The sequence below is a fragment of the Qipengyuania profundimaris genome, from assembly GCF_030717945.1.
GTDB lineage: Bacteria > Pseudomonadota > Alphaproteobacteria > Sphingomonadales > Sphingomonadaceae > Qipengyuania > Qipengyuania profundimaris.
On record NZ_JAVAIM010000001.1, the window covers coordinates 2,210,771 to 2,227,682 of the forward strand.

At 62.5% G+C, this 16,912-nt stretch carries 28 protein-coding genes; all 28 read right to left on the reverse strand.

The window, feature by feature from the left end; translation table 11 throughout:
- Positions 1-45: 45 nt before the first annotated feature.
- The 28 genes from Q9K02_RS10805 to rpsJ all read right to left on the reverse strand — a co-directional run bounded on the left by Q9K02_RS10805 (position 46) and on the right by rpsJ (position 16,736).
- Positions 46-1,101 carry a DNA-directed RNA polymerase subunit alpha gene (locus Q9K02_RS10805; protein WP_305932905.1) on the reverse strand — a complete coding sequence of 352 codons (1,056 nt, stop codon included), beginning with the start codon at positions 1,099-1,101 and terminating at the stop codon, positions 46-48.
- Between the two features lie 110 nt (positions 1,102-1,211).
- The gene (rpsK, locus tag Q9K02_RS10810; protein ID WP_006831904.1) at positions 1,212-1,601 is read right to left on the reverse strand and encodes a 30S ribosomal protein S11; all 390 of its coding nucleotides are present in this window, start codon (positions 1,599-1,601) and stop codon (positions 1,212-1,214) included.
- 56 nt (positions 1,602-1,657) lie between these two features.
- Positions 1,658-2,026: a 30S ribosomal protein S13 gene (gene rpsM, locus Q9K02_RS10815; RefSeq protein ID WP_278322393.1), complete on the reverse strand. Its 369-nt coding sequence runs from the start codon at positions 2,024-2,026 to the stop codon at positions 1,658-1,660.
- Positions 2,027-2,316: 290 nt separating this feature from the next.
- The gene (gene gdhA, locus Q9K02_RS10820) at positions 2,317-3,681 is read right to left on the reverse strand and encodes an NADP-specific glutamate dehydrogenase (RefSeq protein ID WP_305932906.1); all 1,365 of its coding nucleotides are present in this window, start codon (positions 3,679-3,681) and stop codon (positions 2,317-2,319) included.
- 74 nt (positions 3,682-3,755) lie between these two features.
- Entirely contained in the window at positions 3,756-4,358 is a 603-nt protein-coding gene (locus Q9K02_RS10825) for an SRPBCC family protein (RefSeq protein ID WP_305932907.1), read from the reverse strand.
- A 61-nt stretch (positions 4,359-4,419) separates the two neighbouring features.
- Entirely contained in the window at positions 4,420-5,067 is a 648-nt protein-coding gene (locus Q9K02_RS10830) for an adenylate kinase (protein WP_305932908.1), read from the reverse strand.
- 33 nt (positions 5,068-5,100) lie between these two features.
- Positions 5,101-6,465, reverse strand: a complete 1,365-nt coding sequence (gene secY / locus Q9K02_RS10835; RefSeq protein ID WP_278328304.1) for a preprotein translocase subunit SecY — start codon at positions 6,463-6,465, stop codon at positions 5,101-5,103.
- 102 nt (positions 6,466-6,567) lie between these two features.
- On the reverse strand, positions 6,568-7,092 hold the full coding sequence (gene rplO / locus Q9K02_RS10840; RefSeq protein ID WP_305933505.1) for a 50S ribosomal protein L15: 525 nt from the start codon (positions 7,090-7,092) through the stop codon (positions 6,568-6,570).
- 117 nt (positions 7,093-7,209) lie between these two features.
- Positions 7,210-7,395, reverse strand: coding sequence for a 50S ribosomal protein L30 (rpmD, locus tag Q9K02_RS10845; protein ID WP_278328303.1), 186 nt, complete (start codon positions 7,393-7,395; stop codon positions 7,210-7,212).
- Between the two features lie 5 nt (positions 7,396-7,400).
- Positions 7,401-8,261, reverse strand: a complete 861-nt coding sequence (gene rpsE / locus Q9K02_RS10850; RefSeq protein WP_305932909.1) for a 30S ribosomal protein S5 — start codon at positions 8,259-8,261, stop codon at positions 7,401-7,403.
- Positions 8,261-8,605, reverse strand: coding sequence for a 50S ribosomal protein L18 (gene rplR, locus Q9K02_RS10855; protein ID WP_278322386.1), 345 nt, complete (start codon positions 8,603-8,605; stop codon positions 8,261-8,263). The genes rpsE and rplR overlap by 1 nt, the downstream gene beginning before the upstream one ends.
- 1 nt (position 8,606) lies before the next feature.
- A complete protein-coding gene (rplF, locus tag Q9K02_RS10860; protein ID WP_305932910.1) occupies positions 8,607-9,140 on the reverse strand; it encodes a 50S ribosomal protein L6 in 534 nt (177 codons plus the stop codon).
- A complete protein-coding gene (gene rpsH, locus Q9K02_RS10865) occupies positions 9,140-9,535 on the reverse strand; it encodes a 30S ribosomal protein S8 (RefSeq protein WP_305932911.1) in 396 nt (131 codons plus the stop codon). Before rpsH ends, rplF begins: the two co-directional genes overlap by 1 nt.
- Positions 9,536-9,546: 11 nt before the next feature.
- A complete protein-coding gene (gene rpsN, locus Q9K02_RS10870) occupies positions 9,547-9,852 on the reverse strand; it encodes a 30S ribosomal protein S14 (protein WP_278322383.1) in 306 nt (101 codons plus the stop codon).
- Between the two features lie 26 nt (positions 9,853-9,878).
- On the reverse strand, positions 9,879-10,457 hold the full coding sequence (gene rplE / locus Q9K02_RS10875; protein WP_278328299.1) for a 50S ribosomal protein L5: 579 nt from the start codon (positions 10,455-10,457) through the stop codon (positions 9,879-9,881).
- Positions 10,450-10,770, reverse strand: a complete 321-nt coding sequence (rplX, locus tag Q9K02_RS10880; protein WP_305932912.1) for a 50S ribosomal protein L24 — start codon at positions 10,768-10,770, stop codon at positions 10,450-10,452. Before rplX ends, rplE begins: the two co-directional genes overlap by 8 nt.
- The gene (gene rplN, locus Q9K02_RS10885; RefSeq protein ID WP_067464754.1) at positions 10,770-11,138 is read right to left on the reverse strand and encodes a 50S ribosomal protein L14; all 369 of its coding nucleotides are present in this window, start codon (positions 11,136-11,138) and stop codon (positions 10,770-10,772) included. Before rplN ends, rplX begins: the two co-directional genes overlap by 1 nt.
- A gap of 57 nt (positions 11,139-11,195) precedes the next feature.
- Positions 11,196-11,486, reverse strand: coding sequence for a 30S ribosomal protein S17 (gene rpsQ, locus Q9K02_RS10890; protein ID WP_278322380.1), 291 nt, complete (start codon positions 11,484-11,486; stop codon positions 11,196-11,198).
- 10 nt (positions 11,487-11,496) lie between these two features.
- A complete protein-coding gene (rpmC, locus tag Q9K02_RS10895; RefSeq protein ID WP_305932913.1) occupies positions 11,497-11,706 on the reverse strand; it encodes a 50S ribosomal protein L29 in 210 nt (69 codons plus the stop codon).
- On the reverse strand, positions 11,706-12,140 hold the full coding sequence (gene rplP / locus Q9K02_RS10900; protein WP_278322378.1) for a 50S ribosomal protein L16: 435 nt from the start codon (positions 12,138-12,140) through the stop codon (positions 11,706-11,708). Before rplP ends, rpmC begins: the two co-directional genes overlap by 1 nt.
- Positions 12,141-12,161: 21 nt before the next feature.
- On the reverse strand, positions 12,162-12,857 hold the full coding sequence (gene rpsC, locus Q9K02_RS10905) for a 30S ribosomal protein S3 (protein WP_278328296.1): 696 nt from the start codon (positions 12,855-12,857) through the stop codon (positions 12,162-12,164).
- Between the two features lies 1 nt (position 12,858).
- A complete protein-coding gene (rplV, locus tag Q9K02_RS10910) occupies positions 12,859-13,236 on the reverse strand; it encodes a 50S ribosomal protein L22 (RefSeq protein ID WP_067690121.1) in 378 nt (125 codons plus the stop codon).
- Positions 13,236-13,511 carry a 30S ribosomal protein S19 gene (rpsS, locus tag Q9K02_RS10915; protein ID WP_278328295.1) on the reverse strand — a complete coding sequence of 92 codons (276 nt, stop codon included), beginning with the start codon at positions 13,509-13,511 and terminating at the stop codon, positions 13,236-13,238. Before rpsS ends, rplV begins: the two co-directional genes overlap by 1 nt.
- A gap of 6 nt (positions 13,512-13,517) precedes the next feature.
- Positions 13,518-14,354 carry a 50S ribosomal protein L2 gene (gene rplB, locus Q9K02_RS10920; protein WP_305932914.1) on the reverse strand — a complete coding sequence of 279 codons (837 nt, stop codon included), beginning with the start codon at positions 14,352-14,354 and terminating at the stop codon, positions 13,518-13,520.
- A gap of 14 nt (positions 14,355-14,368) precedes the next feature.
- Complete coding sequence (locus Q9K02_RS10925) at positions 14,369-14,677, reverse strand: 50S ribosomal protein L23 (protein ID WP_278328294.1); 309 nt, start codon at positions 14,675-14,677, stop codon at positions 14,369-14,371.
- Complete coding sequence (gene rplD / locus Q9K02_RS10930) at positions 14,670-15,293, reverse strand: 50S ribosomal protein L4 (protein WP_305932915.1); 624 nt, start codon at positions 15,291-15,293, stop codon at positions 14,670-14,672. Before rplD ends, Q9K02_RS10925 begins: the two co-directional genes overlap by 8 nt.
- Before the next feature lie 3 nt (positions 15,294-15,296).
- Positions 15,297-16,178 carry a 50S ribosomal protein L3 gene (gene rplC, locus Q9K02_RS10935; RefSeq protein ID WP_305932916.1) on the reverse strand — a complete coding sequence of 294 codons (882 nt, stop codon included), beginning with the start codon at positions 16,176-16,178 and terminating at the stop codon, positions 15,297-15,299.
- A gap of 246 nt (positions 16,179-16,424) precedes the next feature.
- A complete protein-coding gene (rpsJ, locus tag Q9K02_RS10940; RefSeq protein WP_061924928.1) occupies positions 16,425-16,736 on the reverse strand; it encodes a 30S ribosomal protein S10 in 312 nt (103 codons plus the stop codon).
- Positions 16,737-16,912: the final 176 nt, after the last annotated feature.

Sequence of the window (16,912 nt, forward strand, 5' to 3'; positions counted from 1 at the left end):
TACGGGCCGGATTAGCGGGTCCGGCCCATTCCCGTGTGCGAGATCTTAACCCAGCAGCTCCTGTTCGAGCTTCTTGGCCATTTCCTCGATGTTCTCGGGAGGCCAGCCCGGGATGTCCATGCCGAGGCGCAGGCCCATCGAGCTCAGGACTTCCTTGATCTCGTTGAGGCTCTTGCGGCCGAAGTTCGGGGTGCGGAGCATCTCGGCCTCGGTCTTCTGGACCAGGTCGCCGATGTAGATGATGTTGTCGTTCTTGAGGCAGTTCGCCGAGCGGACCGACAGTTCCAGCTCGTCGACCTTCTTGAGGAGGTAGCGATTGAGCTGGTTGGTGTCGCTTTCCTGCGGCTCTGCGGCCTGACCGATCATGGCCGAGCTGGGCTGCGGAATGCCGTCTTCGAAGTGGACGAACAGCGTCAGCTGGTCCTGAAGGATGCGCGCGGCATAGGCCACGGCGTCTTCCGGAGTGACGGTGCCGTCGGTCTCGATGTTGAGCGAGAGCTTGTCATAGTCGAGTTCCTGCCCAACACGGGCGTTCTCGACCTTATAGCTCACCTGGCGGACCGGCGAATACAGGCTGTCGACCGGGATGAGGCCGATCGGCGCATCGGCCGGGCGGTTCATCACGGCGGGCTTGTAGCCCTTGCCGGTGTCGGCGGTCAGTTCCATATTCAGCGTCGCGCCTTCATCGAGGTGACAGAGCACGAGATCCTTGTTCATGATCTCGATGTCGCCCGACACGGCGATGTCGCCGGCCTTCACTTCGGCAGGGCCGGTGGCAGAAAGCTGCAGGCGCTTCATGCCCTCGCCTTCCATCTTCAGCGCGATCTGCTTCACGTTGAGGACGATGTCGGTCACGTCTTCGCGAACGCCGGCGAGCGACGAGAATTCGTGCAGCACGCCTTCGATCTTGATCGAGGTGATCGCGGCACCCTGGAGCGAGCTCAGGAGCACGCGACGCAGGGCATTGCCGAGCGTCAGGCCGAAGCCCCGCTCGAGCGGTTCGGCGACGAAGGTGGCCTTGCGGGCCTTGTCGCCGGAATCCTTGATATCAAGGGTATTGGGTTTCTTGAGTTCCTGCCAGTTCTTGATGTTGACGGACATGAAAATCCCCTGGTTCGGATGCGGGCGGGACCGGAGCCCTCTGGCGAGAGCGTCCGGTCCGTGAAATGTGTCGGTGGCTCAGCGGATCCGAGCCACCAGGCAGGTACGGATCAGACGCGGCGGCGCTTGGAAGGACGGACCCCATTGTGCGGGATCGGCGTCACGTCGCGGATCGAGGTGATCGTGAAGCCGACTGCGGCGAGACCGCGCAGCGCGCTTTCGCGGCCCGAGCCCGGGCCCTTCACTTCGACTTCGAGGGTGCGCACGCCGTGTTCGGCGGCCTTGCGGCCCGCGTCGTCGGCGGCGACCTGCGCAGCGTAGGGAGTCGACTTGCGACTGCCCTTGAAGCCCATCATGCCGGCGCTGGACCAGCTAATCGCATTGCCCTGCGCGTCGGTGATGGTGATCATCGTGTTGTTGAAGCTGGCGTTGATGTGCGCAACGCCGCTCGAAATGTTCTTTTTGTCGCGGCGCCTTACGCGGCCGGGTTCGCGTGCCATGATGTGTATTCCTCTATTCTATCAAGAAGGGAAAAGCGTCGGTCCGTGGGACCGGCTTACTTCTTCTTGCCGGCGATCGGCTTGGCCTTGCCCTTGCGGGTGCGGGCGTTGGTGTGAGTGCGCTGGCCGCGTACGGGCAGGCCGGCACGGTGACGAAGGCCGCGGTAGGAACGCAGGTCCATCAGGCGCTTGATGTTCATCGCGGTGTCGCGACGAAGGTCGCCTTCGACCATGTGATCTTCATCGATCGTCTCGCGAATGCGCAGGACTTCCTCGTCGGTCAGGTCCTGCACGCGGGTCTTGTGATCGATGCCGAGCTTGTCGGCGATCTCGACGGCCGTGGTGCGGCCGATACCGTGAATATAGGTGAGCGCGATGATCACGCGCTTGTTAGTGGGGATGTTTACCCCGGCAATACGAGCCACTTACTTCTCCATGCTCCACAGGGGACTGCCGGATCGGGCCGACACCCCTATCTCATCGCTCAAATTCACCGACCAGGTCGCGGTATGCTAACGCAAAAAGCCCGGATGGCGTGCAATAGGCTGCCGCCTGCCGGACTCACCGCAACTGTCGAATGAAAGGCGCGCTTAGGGGGATTCGACCGCGAGGTCAACAGCCATGGGCGCGCAAAGCAGCGAGACCGCCGATATGGGCGGTCCGCGCGTTCGATCAAGGGCTACATACACAAGCGCTCGCCGCTCGTCAAAAGCGGCTACACGACCCCGAAGGCGAGCATTGCGTCGGCGACCTTCTCGAACCCGGCGATATTCGCGCCTTTCACATAATTTACATGGCCGCTGTCGCCCGAACGACCGCGTTCGACGCACTTGCCGTGGATGTCTTCCATCAGATCGGTCAGCATGTCGTCCAGCTTCTCGCGGTTCCAGCTGACGCGTTCGGAATTCTGGCTCATCTCGAGGCCCGATACCGCGACGCCGCCCGCATTGGCGGCCTTGCCCGGAGCGTAAAGGATTTCCGCGTCTTGGAAGACCTTCACACCCTCCATGGTCGTCGGCATGTTGGCGCCTTCGCACACCGCCATGACATCATTGTCCGCCAACGCTTTCGCATCGCTTTCATCGAGTTCATTCTGGGTCGCGCAGGGCATCGCAATATCGCAATCGACGCGCCAAGGCGCCTCGCCCTCGTGGTATGTAGCGCCGGAATACTCCTCGATATATTCGCTGATCCGCCCGCGGCGCTCGTTCTTGAGTTCTTTCACCCAGGCGATCTTGTCGGCATCGATCCCGTCGGGATCATGCACGAAGCCATCGCTGTCGGACAGGGTCAGCACCTTGCCACCCAGTTCGCAGAGCTTTTCCGCCGCATGCAGTGCAACATTCCCCGCGCCGGAGATCACGGCGCTCTTGCCCTCGATATCCTCGTCCGCCTCGCGCAGCATGTCGCGCAAGAAATAGACCGCACCATAACCGGTCGCCTCCGGGCGCATGATCGAGCCGCCATAGGCAGTGCCCTTGCCGGTCAGCACGCCCTCCCACCGGCCGGTGATGCGTTTGTATTGACCGAAGAGATAGCCGATCTCGCGACTGCCGACGCCAATGTCGCCCGCGGGCACGTCGGTATCGGGGCCGATGTGGCGATAAAGTTCGGTCATGAAGCTCTGGCAGAAGCGCATGATCTCCGCATCGCTCTTGCCCTTGGGATTGAAGTTCGATCCGCCCTTCCCTCCGCCCAGCGGCAGGCCGGTGAGCGAGTTCTTGAATGTCTGCTCGAAGGCGAGGAACTTGAGTATGCTCTCGTTCACGCTTTCGTGAAATCGCAACCCGCCCTTGTACGGCCCGATCGCGTTATTGTTCTGCACGCGCCAGCCGCGCTCGACGCGGATGTTGTGGTCGTCGTCTTCCCAGCAGACGCGGAAGCTGACGATCCGATCGGGTTCAGCGATGCGGCGCAGGATTTGCGCTTCCTGATAATCGGGCCGATCCTTTACGAAAGTAAAGATATCTTCAGCCACTTCGCGAACGGCCTGGATGAATTCGGTCTGGCCTTCGTTGCGCTTTTCGAGGCCCTCGATAAACGTATCTAAATCGACGGCCTGGTGGTTCTTCGATGCCATGGAGTCCTGCTTCGTTGCTCACCAGAGTGCGGGCGTTTCGCTTACAACGGAGGCAGGCGGCGAGAGTGCCGGACTTATTCGCCATCCGGCGTTTCGGTGGGCGCAGCTTCGGCAGGAACGGTTTCAGCGCCGCCCAGCGCACCGAGATGATCGCGCAAGCCGGCCAGCTGCTGGCTCATGACGCCGTCTACCGCCTGCGATATCTGCGGGATTTCGTACCGCATCGGACCACCGACGTTATATTCCCACAACACGCGCGTGCCGCCGTCGATTTCCTTGAGCGTGATTGTGAGTATGCCGGTGGCGGGCTCCCCCTGCAGCGGCCCCAATCCGCCGCGCATGCGGAGAACGCGCAAGGGGTATGCCTGGACCACGGTCGCATGCTGCACGCTGCCGTCGAGCGAGAAGCCGTCGTCGCGATCCTCGCCGGGCACGCGTTCGCAGAAGCATCCGCCGGCTTGCGGCTCCAGAGTCAGATTGGCCGCATCGGCAGACCAGGTGTGCTCGTCGTTCCACCACTGGCCGGGGCGGGTCAAAGCGAGCCAGGTTTCCATCGGGCTGGCCGCGACATTCGCCGTGTCACGCGTGACGAAACCATCTTCGCTGGTTTCCACAACCTCGGCCGACAGGGGTGCGGCCACTAACGATGCCGCAAGTGCCAGATTGTATCGGATCATTGCCGTCTCCCTCCGCGCCATGCTTATGAAAAGCGCAGCGGAATGGAAAGAGCGGATCGGATCAGGGAGTGAGGATCGCGTCGAGCGCGTGGGTGACTTCGCCGATCGAAGCCATCCCGTCGACGCGGCTGACGATGCCGCGGGCTTCGTAGCCCGGCAGGATCGGCGCGGTTTCCTTACGATAAATGCCCATGCGGTTACGCACGGTTTCTTCGTTATCGTCCGGACGCCGCTTGAAGTCGGTCGAACCGCACTTGTCGCATTTGCCTGGCGTCTCAGGCTGCTTGAAGCTGTCGTGATAGCCCTCGCCGCATTCGGCGCAGGTGAAGCGGCCGGTGATGCGCTTGACCAGTTCGTCTTCGTTCACTTCCAGTTCGATCACATGGTCGAGCTTGCGGCCGTGCTTGGCAAGGATATCGTCGAGCATCGTGGCCTGTGCCTCGGTGCGCGGATAGCCGTCGAAGATGGCACCGGTTTCCGGGCCCATCGCGGTAAGTTCGGCGTCGATCAGCTCACTGACGATCTCGTCGGAGACCAGATCGCCGCGGTCCATGATCTCCTTGGCCTTGATGCCGACCGGCGTGCCCGCCTTCACCGCACCGCGCAGCATGTCGCCGGTCGAAAGCTGGCGCATGCCATGATGCTCTTCGAGCCGGTGGGCCTGGGTGCCCTTGCCTGCGCCCGGAGGGCCGAGGAGAATGATGTCCATAGTCAGAAAGTTCCCTGTCGCCCGCGCTATGCTTTACCGCATGCGGCCCTTCAACTTGGCCTTCTTGATGAGGTCGCCATACTGGTGCGCCAGCAGGTGCGACTGGATCTGGCTGATCGTGTCCACAGTCACGTTTACGACGATGAGCAGGCTGGTGCCGCCAAGGAACAGCGGGACGCCGGTCTGCGCGATCATGTACTCCGGCACGACGCACACGACGGTCAGGTAGATCGCGCCGATTACGGTGATGCGCGTGAGGACGTAATCGAGATATTCCTCGGTCCGCTTGCCCGGACGGATGCCTGGAATGAAGCCGCCGTTCTTCTTCAGGTTCTCCGACGTCTCTTCCGGATTGAAGACGATCGCAGTGTAGAAGAAGCAGAAGAAGATGATGCCGAGGCCATAAAGCGTCATGTAGAGCGGCTGGCCGTGCTGGAGGTATTGCAGGACGCTCTGAAGCGCGCCGCCGGTGGCGGAATCCGTGTCGACCGAATTGCCGGCGAATTGCGTGATCGTGAGAGGCAGCAGCAATAGCGAGCTGGCAAAGATCGGCGGGATCACGCCAGCGGTGTTGAGCTTGAGCGGCAGGTGCGAACGATCGGCCTGCATCATGCCGCGCTGCGTCGCGCGCTTGGGATACTGGATCAGCAGGCGCCGCTGGGCGCGCTCGAAGAAACAGATGCCGAGGATGAGCACGATCACCATCAAGATGAAACCGACCACGATCCCAGTCGAAATCGAGCCTTCCGAGTATCCCGAACCCATGTTCGAGACGAAGGTCGGGAACTGGGCGACGATGCCTGCCATGATGATCAGCGACACGCCGTTGCCGATGCCGCGACTGGTGATTTGCTCGCCCAGCCACAGCAGGAACATCGTCCCCCCGACGAGGCTGATGACGGCGCCAATGCGGAACATGTAGCCCGGATCGACGACCGCAGCGATGCCGTTGGAAGCGCCGAAACTTTCGAGACCCGCAGCCAGGAACCAGCCCTGGATCGTGCACAGGAACACAGTGCCGTAACGGGTGTACTGGTTGAGCTTCTGCCGACCGACCGTGCCCTCTTTCTTCAGCGCGGCAAGTGCCGGGTGGAGCGCTGCGGCCAATTGCACCACGATCGAGGCCGTGATGTACGGCATCACGCCGAGCGCGATGAGGCTCATGCGCTCGAGGCTGCCCCCGGTGAACATGTTGAACATGTCGAGGATGCCGCCCTGGGCGACATCGGCCAGCTGGTTCAGCGCGCGGGCGTTGATGCCCGGGAGCGGAACGAAGCTGAGGAAACGGAAGACGATCAGCGCACCGATGGTGAACCAGATGCGGTTCTTCAGCTCGGTGGCTTTCGAGAAATTGGCGAGGCTGAGATTGCTCGCGAGATTGTCGGCGCGTGATGCCATTGGTCGATTTCGATCCTAGCTTGTCGCCGGCCCGTCCCGGCGCTGACCGGACAGATAGGGAGCGGGGGCGGGATTGTCGAACCCCGCCCCCGATTTATCCGATCACTTGGCCTTCTTGGCCTTGTTGGCTTCGGTGCGCGCAGCCTTCTTTTCGGCTTCAGGCTGGGCCTTGGCGATCACTTCGACCGATCCGCCGGCCTTCTCGACCGCTTCGATCGCGCCCTTGGAGGCACCGGCGACCACGAACTTGGCCTTGGCCTTCAGTTCGCCCTTACCAAGCAGGCGGACACCGTCCTTGCCGCCGCGTGCGAGGCCGGCGGCCTTGAGCGCTGCGTGGTCGATGTCCTTCTTGGCGTCGAGCTTCTTCGCATCGATGAACTTCTGGACCATGCCCAGGTTCACTTCGGCGTAGTCCTTGCCGAACGGATTGTTGAAGCCGCGCTTCGGCAGGCGCATGTGCAGCGGCATCTGGCCGCCTTCGAAGCCCTTGATGGCGACACCCGAACGGCTCTTCTGGCCCTTCTGGCCACGACCGCCGGTCTTACCCTTGCCCGAGCCGATGCCGCGACCGACACGGATGCGGTCCTTGCGTGCGCCGGGATTGTCGCGGATTTCGTTCAGCTTGATAGTCATGTGTGCACTCGCTTTCGCTTTCCAGGCCCCATACCGGGGTTCGCGCTGATAAAATGGAAGCGGCCCGCTATCGCAGCAGGCCGCCCCCGTCAAATTGTATCGCCGGGAGGATTACTCGACGATTTCGACCAGATGCGGGATCTTGGCGATCGCGCCACGCACCTCTGGGGTGTCCTGGCGGGTGACCGTCTTGTGCATCTTGTTCAGCCCGAGACCGATCAGGATCTTGCGCTGTACTTCCGGCCGACGCAGGGGCGAACCGACCTGCTTCAGCGTGATGGTGTTGTTCTTCGCCATCGATCTTACTCCGCAATAGCGGCGGCGTCGGCTTCAGCCTCGGCCTCCGATGCACCACCCCGGCCGAGAAGGTCGGCGACCTTCTTGCCGCGACGCTGCGCAACCGACTTCGGCGAAGTCTGGTCCTGCAGCGCGTCGAAAGTGGCGCGGATCATGTTGTAGGGGTTCGACGTGCCGACCGACTTGGTCACCACGTCGGCCACGCCGAGGCTTTCGAACACGGCACGCATCGGACCACCGGCGATGATGCCGGTCCCCGGAGGCGCGGTGCGGACGGTCACCTTGCCGGCACCGAAACGGCCTTTGCCGTCGTGGTGCAGCGTGCGACCTTCCTTGAGTGCGACGCGGATCATGTGCTTGCGCGCAGCGGCAGTCGCCTTGCTGATCGCCTCGGGCACTTCGCGGGCCTTGCCCTTGCCGAAGCCGACGCGGCCCTGGCCGTCGCCAACCACGACGAGCGCAGCAAAGCCGAAGCGCTTACCGCCCTTGACCGTCTTCGAGACGCGGTTGATGTGAACCAGCTTCTCGATGATGCCGTCGTCTTCTTCCTCGCGGCGTCCGCCACGACGATTGTCGCGGCCACCGCGGCCACGGCCACGATCGTTGCCGCCGCGATTGTCGCGACCGCCACGGCCCTGACGTTCGCGCGGCTGACCTTCGGCGCCCTGTGCGGGGCTCTGGTTGGCGGCAGCTTCCGACGGCGTATCGGCAACAGCCGGTTCCTCGTTGGTCACGGCGTTCTGCGTTTCCGCTTCGACGACGCCGGCATCGGCCTTGGCCTTCGCGACTTCGGGCGTTTCGGGAACGCCGGGAGCCTGTTCGGGCGTCGCTTCGGTTTCGGGGGTCTTGTTTTCGTCAGCCATCATCAGAACTCCAGCCCGCCTTCGCGGGCGGCGTCGGCCAGCGCCTTGACGCGACCGTGGAAAAGGAACCCGCCGCGATCGAACACGACGTTGGTGACACCGGCCTTCTTGGCAGCGGCGGCGATGTCGCTACCGACCTGCTTGGCGGCATCGACATTCGCGCCCGAGCCCTTCACGCCGAGCGTCGAGGCCGCAGCGAGCGTCTTGCCCGCCGCATCGTCGATGACCTGCGCGTAGATGTGCTTGCCGGTGCGGTGGACCGAAAGGCGCGGCTTGCCACCCGACACGCTGCGGAGCGCAGTGCGCACGCGGCGGCGGCGGCGTTCAAAGAGAGAGAGCTTTGCCATCTTACTTCTTCTTCCCTTCCTTGCGGAAGATGTACTCGCCGCGGTACTTGATGCCCTTGCCCTTGTAAGGCTCGGGCTTGCGCCAGCGGCGGATTTCGGCGGCAAACTGGCCCACGGCCTGCTTGTCGATGCCGGAAATCTCCACGGTGGTCTGGTCCGGGGTCTTCACTTCCAGACCCTCGGGAACGTCGAGATCGACGTCGTGCGAATAGCCGAGCTGAAGCTTGAGCTTCTTGCCCTGTGCCTGCGCACGATAGCCGACGCCGGTGATCTCGAGGACCTTGGAAAAGCCCTCGGTGACACCTTCCACCAGATTGGAAACCAGCGTGCGCTGCATGCCCCAATGATTACGAGCATCGCGAGTGTCGTTGGCCGGCTTGACCGAGATCTCGCCGTCTTCCAGCTTGTACTCGATCAGGTCGGACATGCCCATGGAAAGGGTGCCCTTGGGTCCCTTCACGCTCAGCGTGTCGCCTTCGATATTGGCAGTGACCCCGCTCGGGATCGCTACCGGCCTCTTGCCGATGCGGCTCATCAGAACACCTCCGCCAGCACTTCGCCGCCGACGTTGTCAGCACGGGCTTCCGCATCGGAAAGCACGCCCTTCGGCGTCGAGACGATGGTGATGCCGAGGCCGTTGCGCACCACCGGGAGTTCCTTGGAACCCGAGTAGACGCGGCGGCCAGGCTTGGAGACGCGAGCGACATGCTTGATCGCAGGTTCGCCCTCGAAATATTTCAGTTCGATCCGCAGTTGCGGGTGCTTGCCCGAAGCGTCGTCGCTGTAGCCACGGATGTAGCCTTCGCGCTGGAGCACTTCGAGAACGTTTGCACGCAGCTTGCTGGCGGGCGAAAGGACGCTGTCCTTCTTCGCGCGCTGGCCGTTGCGGATGCGGGTGAGCATGTCACCCAGGGGATCGGTCATAGCCATCTGTCTTTACCTCACCAGCTCGACTTGGTCAGGCCCGGAATCAGGCCCTTGTTGCCGAGGTCACGCAGTTCGATGCGGTTGAGGCCGAACTTGCGGTAGTAGCCGCGCGGGCGGCCGGTGGTGGAGCAGCGGTTGCGCACCCGGGTCGGGTTCGCATTGCGCGGGATCTCCGCCATCTTGAGCCGGGCCATCAGGCGCTCGGTCTCGTCGAGGCTTTCATCGTCCGCGATAGCCTTCAGCTTCGCGTACTTGTCCGCATACTGCTTGACGAGCTTCTTGCGACGCTCGTTCTTGTTGATCGAACTCAGTTTCGCCATTGGACTTAAGTTCCTCTTCTAGCGGCTCACGCCGCCTCCTTCTCTTCCGACTTTTCAGCCGGGAACGGGAAACCGAACAGCTTCAGAAGCTCGCGAGCTTCGTCGTCGGTCTTCGCCGTCGTGGTGACAATGATGTCCATACCCCGGACCTTCTCGATCTTGTCGTAGGAGATTTCGGGGAAGACGATCTGTTCCTTCAGGCCCATGGCGTAGTTGCCACGGCCGTCGAACGACTTCGGGTTGAGGCCACGGAAGTCGCGAATGCGCGGCATTGCGACAGTGACCAGGCGGTCGAGAAATTCGTACATGCGATCGCGGCGTAGGGTAACCTTCGCACCGATCGGCATGCCTTCTCGCAGTTTGAACTGCGCGATCGACTTCTTCGCCTTGGTGATGACCGGCTTCTGGCCGGCAATCAGCGCCATTTCTTCGGCAGCGGTCTGGACCTTCTTCTTGTCCTGGCTCGCTTCGCCCACACCCATGTTGAGCGTGATCTTTTCGAGCTTCGGAACTTCAAGGCGATTCTTATAACCGAACTTCTCGGTCATCGCCTTGACGATCTGGTCTTCGAACTTCTGCTTCATGCGGGGGGTATAATCAGCCATCGATGGTCTCCCCACTCTTCACGGCAACACGCACCTTCTTGCCGTCCTTCTCTTCGAAACGGACGCGGGTGGGCTTGCCATCCTTCGGATCTGCAACAGCAACCTTGCTGATCGGCATCGGCGCTTCGAAGCGATCGATACCGCCCTGCGGGTTCTGCTGCGTCGGCTTGCGGTGACGCGCTGCCACGTTGACACCCTCGACGACGATCTTGCCTTCCTTCGGCATGACCTTCGCGACGGTGCCGGTCTTGCCCTTGTCCTTGCCGGACAGGACGACGACGCTGTCACCCTTCTTGATCTTTGCGGAAGCCATTACAGCACCTCCGGAGCTAGGCTGATGATCTTCATGAAGCCGCGGCCGCGCAGTTCACGAACCACCGGGCCGAAGATACGGGTGCCGATCGGCTCTTCGCTCTTGTTCACGAGCACTGCGGCATTGCTGTCGAAGCGGATCACGCTGCCATCGGGGCGGCGGACGTCCTTCTTCGTACGCACGATGACGGCGCGATGGACATCGCCCTTCTTCACCTTGGTGCGCGGCTGGGCTTCCTTTACGGAAACCACGATCACGTCGCCCACGGACGCAGTGCGGCGCTTCGAGCCGCCCAGTACCTTGATGCACTGGACGCGCTTGGCGCCGCTGTTGTCCGCGACGTCGAGATTGGATTGCATCTGGATCATCGATCCGTTTCCTTCTCACTGGCTTGCCGGGACAGCTGCCCGGCAGTTCCTAATACGTCAGTTGCTGGCGGCTTCGACTTCGAGGTCGGCCTCGACAGCCTGGGTGCCACCTGCCGTCACGCGGTCCTTGACCATCCAGGTCTTGGTCTTCGAGATCGGCTTGGTTTCTTCGATGCGCACGACATCACCGAGCGTGTACTCGTTGTTCTCGTCGTGGGCATGGTACTTCTTCGAGCGACGGATGATCTTCCCGTAGAGCGGGTGCTTCACCTTGCGCTCGACGAGCACGGTCACGGTCTTGTCGGTCTTGTCGGAGGTGACGGTCCCGATCAGAATACGCTTGGGCATGGTCTACTCCTTACGCCTTCGCTTCAGCCGAGCGCGAACGCTCGTTCTGCAGCGTCTTGATCTTGGCGATCGTGCGACGGACTTCGCGGATGCGCGCCGGGGCTTCGAGCTGGTTGGTCGCAGCCTGGAAACGCAGGTTGAACTGCTCGCGCTTCAGGTTGGTCAGCTCTTCGGACAGCTGGTCGTCCGACTTCTGGCGCAGGTCTTCGGTCTTGGCCATCATTCGCCTCCCAGGTGAGATTCATCGCCCAAGCGGGCAACGACCTTGGTCTTGATCGGCAGCTTCATCGCCGCACGGCTGAACGCTTCGGCGGCCAGCGGGCCGGCGACGCCGTCCAGTTCGAACAGGATGCGGCCCGGCTTCACACGGGCAGCCCAGTATTCGACCGAACCCTTGCCCTTACCCTGACGGACTTCGGCAGGCTTCTTCGATACCGGCACATCCGGGAAGACGCGGATCCAGAGACGGCCCTGACGCTTGATGTGGCGCGTGATCGCGCGGCGAGCCGCTTCGATCTGGCGAGCGGTAATCCGCTCGGGCTCCAGCGCCTTCAGGCCATAGGACCCGAAGTTCAGTGTGGTGCCGCCCTTGGCGTTGCCATGGATCTTGCCCTTGAACGCCTTGCGGTACTTGGTTTTCTTCGGTTGCAGCATGGTTCTTTCCTAATCCTGCAATCAGCGCGCCGGACGGACGCCAGAGGTCTGGGCTTCCATCATCAGGCGGTCCTGAGCGGTCGGGTCGTGCGCCAGAATCTCGCCCTTGAAGATCCAGCACTTGATGCCGATGATCCCGTAGGCGGTAAGCGCTTCGGCTTCCGCATAGTCGACGTTGGCGCGCAGCGTGTGCAGCGGCACGCGACCTTCGCGATACCATTCCACACGAGCGATTTCAGCACCACCGAGACGGCCGCCGCAGACGATCTTGATGCCTTCCGCGCCGAGGCGGAGTGCCGACTGCACGGCGCGCTTCATGGCGCGACGGAAGGCGACGCGGCGGATCAGCTGGTCGGCGATGCCCTGGGCGACGAGCTTGGCATCGATTTCCGGCTTGCGGATCTCGACGATGTTCAGCTTCACTTCGCTTTCGGTCATCTGCGACAGCTTGGTGCGCAGCTTCTCGATGTCCGCGCCCTTCTTGCCGATGATCACACCGGGACGGGCTGCGTAGATCGAGATGCGGCACAGCTTGGCCGGACGCTCGATGACCACCTTCGAGATCGCGGCCTGGGCAGCGTTCTCGAGGATGAACTTGCGGATTTCGATGTCCTCGCTGAGCAGCTTGGCATAGTCGCGCCCTTCGGCGTACCAGCGGCTGTCCCAGGTGCGGTTGATCTGCAGGCGCAGACCGATCGGATTGCTCTTCTGGCCCATCTTACGCCTCTTCCTGCTCGCGGACGACGATGCGCAGGCGGCTGAACGGCTTCAGGATGCGCGTCGATTTGCCACGACCGCGCGTATGGAAGCGCTTCATGGTGATCGACTTGCCCACCGAAGCCTCGGCAACGACCAGTGCGTCGACATCGAGGTTGTGGTTGTTTTCCGCATTGGCGATCGCCGAAGCGAGCACCTTCGTGGCATCCTTCGCCATGGCCTTCTTGGAGAAGGCGAGGATGTTGAGGGCCTCTTCGGCCTTCTTGCCGCGGATCAGTTCGGCAACGAGGTTGAGCTTCTGGGCCGAACCACGGATCGTGGTACCCACAGCCAGGGCCTCGTTATCGGCGACGCGGCGCGGAGCTTTCTGCTTGCTCATCAGCGCTTACCCTTCTTGTCGGCGGCGTGACCCGGGAAGGTCCGGGTGGGCGCGAATTCGCCGAGCTTGTGGCCGACCATCTCTTCCGAGACGGAGACCGGGATGAACTTGTGACCGTTGTAGACGTTGAACGTCAGGCCGACGAAGTCGGGCAGGATGGTAGAGCGACGCGACCAGGTCTTGATCGGCTTCGCATTGCTTACATCCTGAGCTTCCTGAGCCTTCTTCAGAAGGCTGAGTTCGACGAACGGACCTTTCCAGACGGAACGTGCCATGTCCGATTACCTCTTCTTCTTCGCGTGCCGCGAACGGATGATCATCTTGTCCGTCTGCTTGTTCTTGCGGGTACGGGCGCCCTTGGTCGGCTTGCCCCACGGAGTGACCGGGTGACGGCCACCGCTGGTGCGGCCTTCACCACCGCCGTGCGGGTGGTCGACCGGGTTCTTGGCGACACCGCGCGTCAGCGGCTTGATGCCCATCCAGCGACGACGACCGGCCTTGCCCAGGTTCTGGTTCTGGTTGTCCGGGTTCGACACGGCACCGACGGTACCCATGCAGTCGGCGCGCAGGTAACGCTGCTCGCCGCTATTGAGCCGCACGATGACCATGCCGCGGTCGCGACCGACGAGCTGGACGTAGGAGCCTGCAGCGCGGGCAATCTGGCCGCCCTTGCCCGGCTTCATTTCCACGTTGTGGCAAATCGTGCCGACCGGCATCTGGCCGAGCAGCATGGCGTTGCCGGGCTTGGTGTCGGCCTTCTCGGCCGCGATCACCTTGTCGCCGACAGCCAGACGCTGCGGAGCGAGGATATAGGCCAGTTCGCCATCGTCATACTTGACGAGCGCGATGAACGCCGTGCGGTTCGGGTCGTATTCGAGCCGCTCGACGGTGCCTTCGACACCCCACTTGCGACGCTTGAAGTCGACGTAGCGGTACTTCTGCTTGTGACCGCCGGCCATGCCGCGCGAAGTGACGTGGCCCTTGTTGTTGCGGCCACCGGTCTTGCGCTTGCCTTCGACGAGCGACTTGACCGGCTTGCCCTTGTAGAGGCCCGACTTGTCGACGAGGATCAGGCCGCGACGGCCCGGGCTCGTGGGTTTGTAGTTCTTGAGTGCCATTGTTCCCTAGCCCCTCAGATACCGCTGGTGACGTCGATGGAATCGCCGTCCTTCAGGGTGACCACGGCCTTCTTCAGGTCGTTGCGCTTGTAGGGCTTGCCCTTCCAGCGCTTGGTCTTGCCCTTCACGTTGATCGTGTTGACGCCGGTGACGCTGACATCGAAGATCGCCTCGACGGCTTCCTTGATCTGCGGCTTGGTGGCATCGTTCGCTACCTTGAAGACGACGGCATTGTGCTCGGAAGCCAGCGTCGACTTTTCGGTAATGTGCGGTGCAAGCACGACGTCGTAGTGACGTGCGGCTACTTCCTGCTTCTTAGCCATTGAAACGGCCCTCCAGCTTCTCGACCGCGTCCTTGGTGAGGACGAGCGTGTCGTGCTTCAGGATGTCGTAGACGTTCGCGCCCATGGCCGGCAGGACATTGACGCCCGGCAGGTTGCCGGCGGCCTTCTTGAAGCCGTCGTTCACGCTTTCGCCGTCGATGACGAGGACCTTGCCGGCCCAGCCATTCTTGTCGAAGTGACTCTTGAGCGCCTTGGTCTTGGCGTCCTTGAGCTCGAGGCTGTCGACGACGATCAGGCCGTCCTTCGCCTTGCTCGACAGGGCCATCTTCAGGCCGAGTGCGCGGATCTTCTTGTTCAGCGACTGCTCGAAGTCACGCTTGCGCGCACCATGAGCCTTGCCGCCGCCGATGAAGATCGGAGCGCCGCGATCGCCATGGCGAGCCGTGCCGCCGCCCTTCTGGCGACCCCACTTCTTGCCGGTGCGGGCAACGTCCGAACGCTCGCGCGTCGGGCGGGCGGTGCCGCGGCGGTTCTCGAGCTGCCACGTCACGACGCGGTGCAGGATGTCGGCACGCGGCTCGACCCCGAACACGTCGTCGTTGAGCTCGATGTCGCCCGACGCCTTGCCGTCGATTTTCTGGACCTTCACCTTCACGGATCAGCCCTCCTTATTCTCGCCGGCGTCCTTGTCGACGCTCGGCGTGGTGCTGTTGTCATCGGCTGCGCCGGTTTCGGCATCCGCACCAGCATCCTGCTGCTGCATCAGCTTTTCCTGCTGCTCGGGCGAAACTTCGGTGCCGACTTCGGACTCGGCCGCGCTCTCGACCAGGCCGGGAGCGGCTTCGTCGTGCTCGAACTCTTCACGGTTGCGATACATCACACCCGGGAACGGCAGTTCGTCATGCTTGACCTTCACCGCGTCTTTGACGAGCAGCCAGCCGTTCTTCGCGCCCGGGACCGAGCCCTTGACGAAGAGCAAGCCGCGATCGGCGTCCGTGCGGACGATTTCGAGGTTCTGCTGGGTCCGCTGACGGTCGCCCATGTGGCCGGCCATCTTCTTGCCCTTGAACACGCGACCCGGATCCTGGCGGTTACCCGTCGAACCGTGCGAACGGTGCGAGATCGATACACCATGGGTGGCGCGCAGGCCCCCGAAGCCCCAGCGCTTCATGGCGCCGGCAAAGCCCTTACCCTGGGTGTGGCCGGTGATGTCGACCTTCTGGCCGGCGATGAAGTGCTCTGCCGAAATGCGGGCACCGACCGGAAGCAGACCTTCTTCGGTGTCAACGCGGAATTCGGCGACCTTCATCTTCAGCGGAACCTCGGCCTTGGCAAAGGCTTCACGCTGCGGCTTGTTCACGTTCTTCTGCTTGGCTTCGCCCGAACCGACCTGGACCGCGAAATAACCATCGCGATCGGCAGTACGGTGGGCGGTCACCTGGCAATCTTCCAGTGCGAGAACGGTGACCGGCACGTGCCGACCGTCCTCCTGGAAGAGGCGGGTCATCCCGACTTTCTTTGCGATAACGCCTGTGCGCATCGTAAACTCCTAACACAGAGGCACACGGGCCCATCCCGCGTGCTTGCCAGCCCGTTTAATGATGCGTCGCCCCGTCCGGGCTGAGTGCTGTCCGTGGCCGAAGCCCTGGAGAGCGAGACGGGGGACGCAGGCCCGGATGAAATCCGGCGGTATCCCGATGTCTTGCCTGATCCGAAGATCGGGCGGGGCTATCGAGCGCCCCTGAACTTCCGGTCGATTTAACGTCCTTCCGGGGACGTAGCCGAGTTAAGCGAGCTTGATCTCGACATTGACGCCAGCCGCGAGGTCGAGCTTCATCAGCGCGTCGACGGTCTGGGCGTTGGGCTGCACGATGTCGAGCAGCCGCTTGTAGGTGCGCACCTCGAACTGCTCGCGCGACTTCTTGTCGATGTGCGGGCCGCGGTTCACGGTGAACTTCTCGATGCGCGTCGGCATGGGAATGGGACCACGAATAAGGGCACCCGTACGACGTGCGGTTTCTGCGATTTCGCCAGTTGCCTGGTCGAGAACGCGATGGTCGAACGCCTTGAGGCGAATGCGGATATTCTGAGCTTCCATTACCTACACCGATGCGAAAGAGCCAAAGGGCCGCCTTCATCCGAAAATTTGGGCAACCCTCAAAAAACAAAGGCCGGCCCCGCTATGCCCGGTTTCCCGCAGCGGGCGGCCTTTCTGAATTGGGTTGGCGGAGACGAATCCCTGCCTGTGGGCGCGCATATAAGGGGGACACCCCG

Coding starts and splice junctions, on each gene's coding strand:
- Q9K02_RS10925 (WP_278328294.1), bottom strand. CDS start 14,677: ATGGCTAAGAAGCAGGAAGTAGCCGCACGTCACTACGACGTCGTGCTT.
- rpsC (WP_278328296.1), bottom strand. CDS start 12,857: ATGGGCCAGAAGAGCAATCCGATCGGTCTGCGCCTGCAGATCAACCGC.
- rpsS (WP_278328295.1), bottom strand. CDS start 13,511: ATGGCACGTTCCGTCTGGAAAGGTCCGTTCGTCGAACTCAGCCTTCTG.
- rpsK (WP_006831904.1), bottom strand. CDS start 1,601: ATGGCACGCGAACCCGGCCGCGTAAGGCGCCGCGACAAAAAGAACATT.
- rplN (WP_067464754.1), bottom strand. CDS start 11,138: ATGATCCAGATGCAATCCAATCTCGACGTCGCGGACAACAGCGGCGCC.
- rpsH (WP_305932911.1), bottom strand. CDS start 9,535: ATGGCTATGACCGATCCCCTGGGTGACATGCTCACCCGCATCCGCAAC.
- rplX (WP_305932912.1), bottom strand. CDS start 10,770: ATGGCTTCCGCAAAGATCAAGAAGGGTGACAGCGTCGTCGTCCTGTCC.
- gdhA (WP_305932906.1), bottom strand. CDS start 3,681: ATGGCATCGAAGAACCACCAGGCCGTCGATTTAGATACGTTTATCGAG.
- rplE (WP_278328299.1), bottom strand. CDS start 10,457: ATGGCTGATTATACCCCCCGCATGAAGCAGAAGTTCGAAGACCAGATC.
- rpsJ (WP_061924928.1), bottom strand. CDS start 16,736: ATGGAAGCTCAGAATATCCGCATTCGCCTCAAGGCGTTCGACCATCGC.
- rpsE (WP_305932909.1), bottom strand. CDS start 8,261: ATGATGGCTGACGAAAACAAGACCCCCGAAACCGAAGCGACGCCCGAA.
- rplR (WP_278322386.1), bottom strand. CDS start 8,605: ATGGCAAAGCTCTCTCTCTTTGAACGCCGCCGCCGCCGCGTGCGCACT.
- rplC (WP_305932916.1), bottom strand. CDS start 16,178: ATGCGCACAGGCGTTATCGCAAAGAAAGTCGGGATGACCCGCCTCTTC.
- rplB (WP_305932914.1), bottom strand. CDS start 14,354: ATGGCACTCAAGAACTACAAACCCACGAGCCCGGGCCGTCGCGGCCTG.
- rpsQ (WP_278322380.1), bottom strand. CDS start 11,486: ATGCCCAAGCGTATTCTGATCGGGACCGTCACCTCCGACAAGACCGAC.
- Q9K02_RS10825 (WP_305932907.1), bottom strand. CDS start 4,358: ATGATCCGATACAATCTGGCACTTGCGGCATCGTTAGTGGCCGCACCC.
- rpmC (WP_305932913.1), bottom strand. CDS start 11,706: ATGGCCAAGACCGAAGACCTGCGCCAGAAGTCGGACGACCAGCTGTCC.
- rplV (WP_067690121.1), bottom strand. CDS start 13,236: ATGAGCAAGCAGAAAGCTCCGCGCCGCGTCGCCGATAACGAGGCCCTG.
- rpsN (WP_278322383.1), bottom strand. CDS start 9,852: ATGGCGAAACTGAGTTCGATCAACAAGAACGAGCGTCGCAAGAAGCTC.
- secY (WP_278328304.1), bottom strand. CDS start 6,465: ATGGCATCACGCGCCGACAATCTCGCGAGCAATCTCAGCCTCGCCAAT.
- Q9K02_RS10830 (WP_305932908.1), bottom strand. CDS start 5,067: ATGGACATCATTCTCCTCGGCCCTCCGGGCGCAGGCAAGGGCACCCAG.
- rplF (WP_305932910.1), bottom strand. CDS start 9,140: ATGAGCCGCATCGGCAAGAGGCCGGTAGCGATCCCGAGCGGGGTCACT.
- rplP (WP_278322378.1), bottom strand. CDS start 12,140: ATGCTGCAACCGAAGAAAACCAAGTACCGCAAGGCGTTCAAGGGCAAG.
- rpmD (WP_278328303.1), bottom strand. CDS start 7,395: ATGGCGAAGAACAACACCATCACGCTGAAGCAGGTCGGTTCGCCCCTG.
- Q9K02_RS10805 (WP_305932905.1), bottom strand. CDS start 1,101: ATGTCCGTCAACATCAAGAACTGGCAGGAACTCAAGAAACCCAATACC.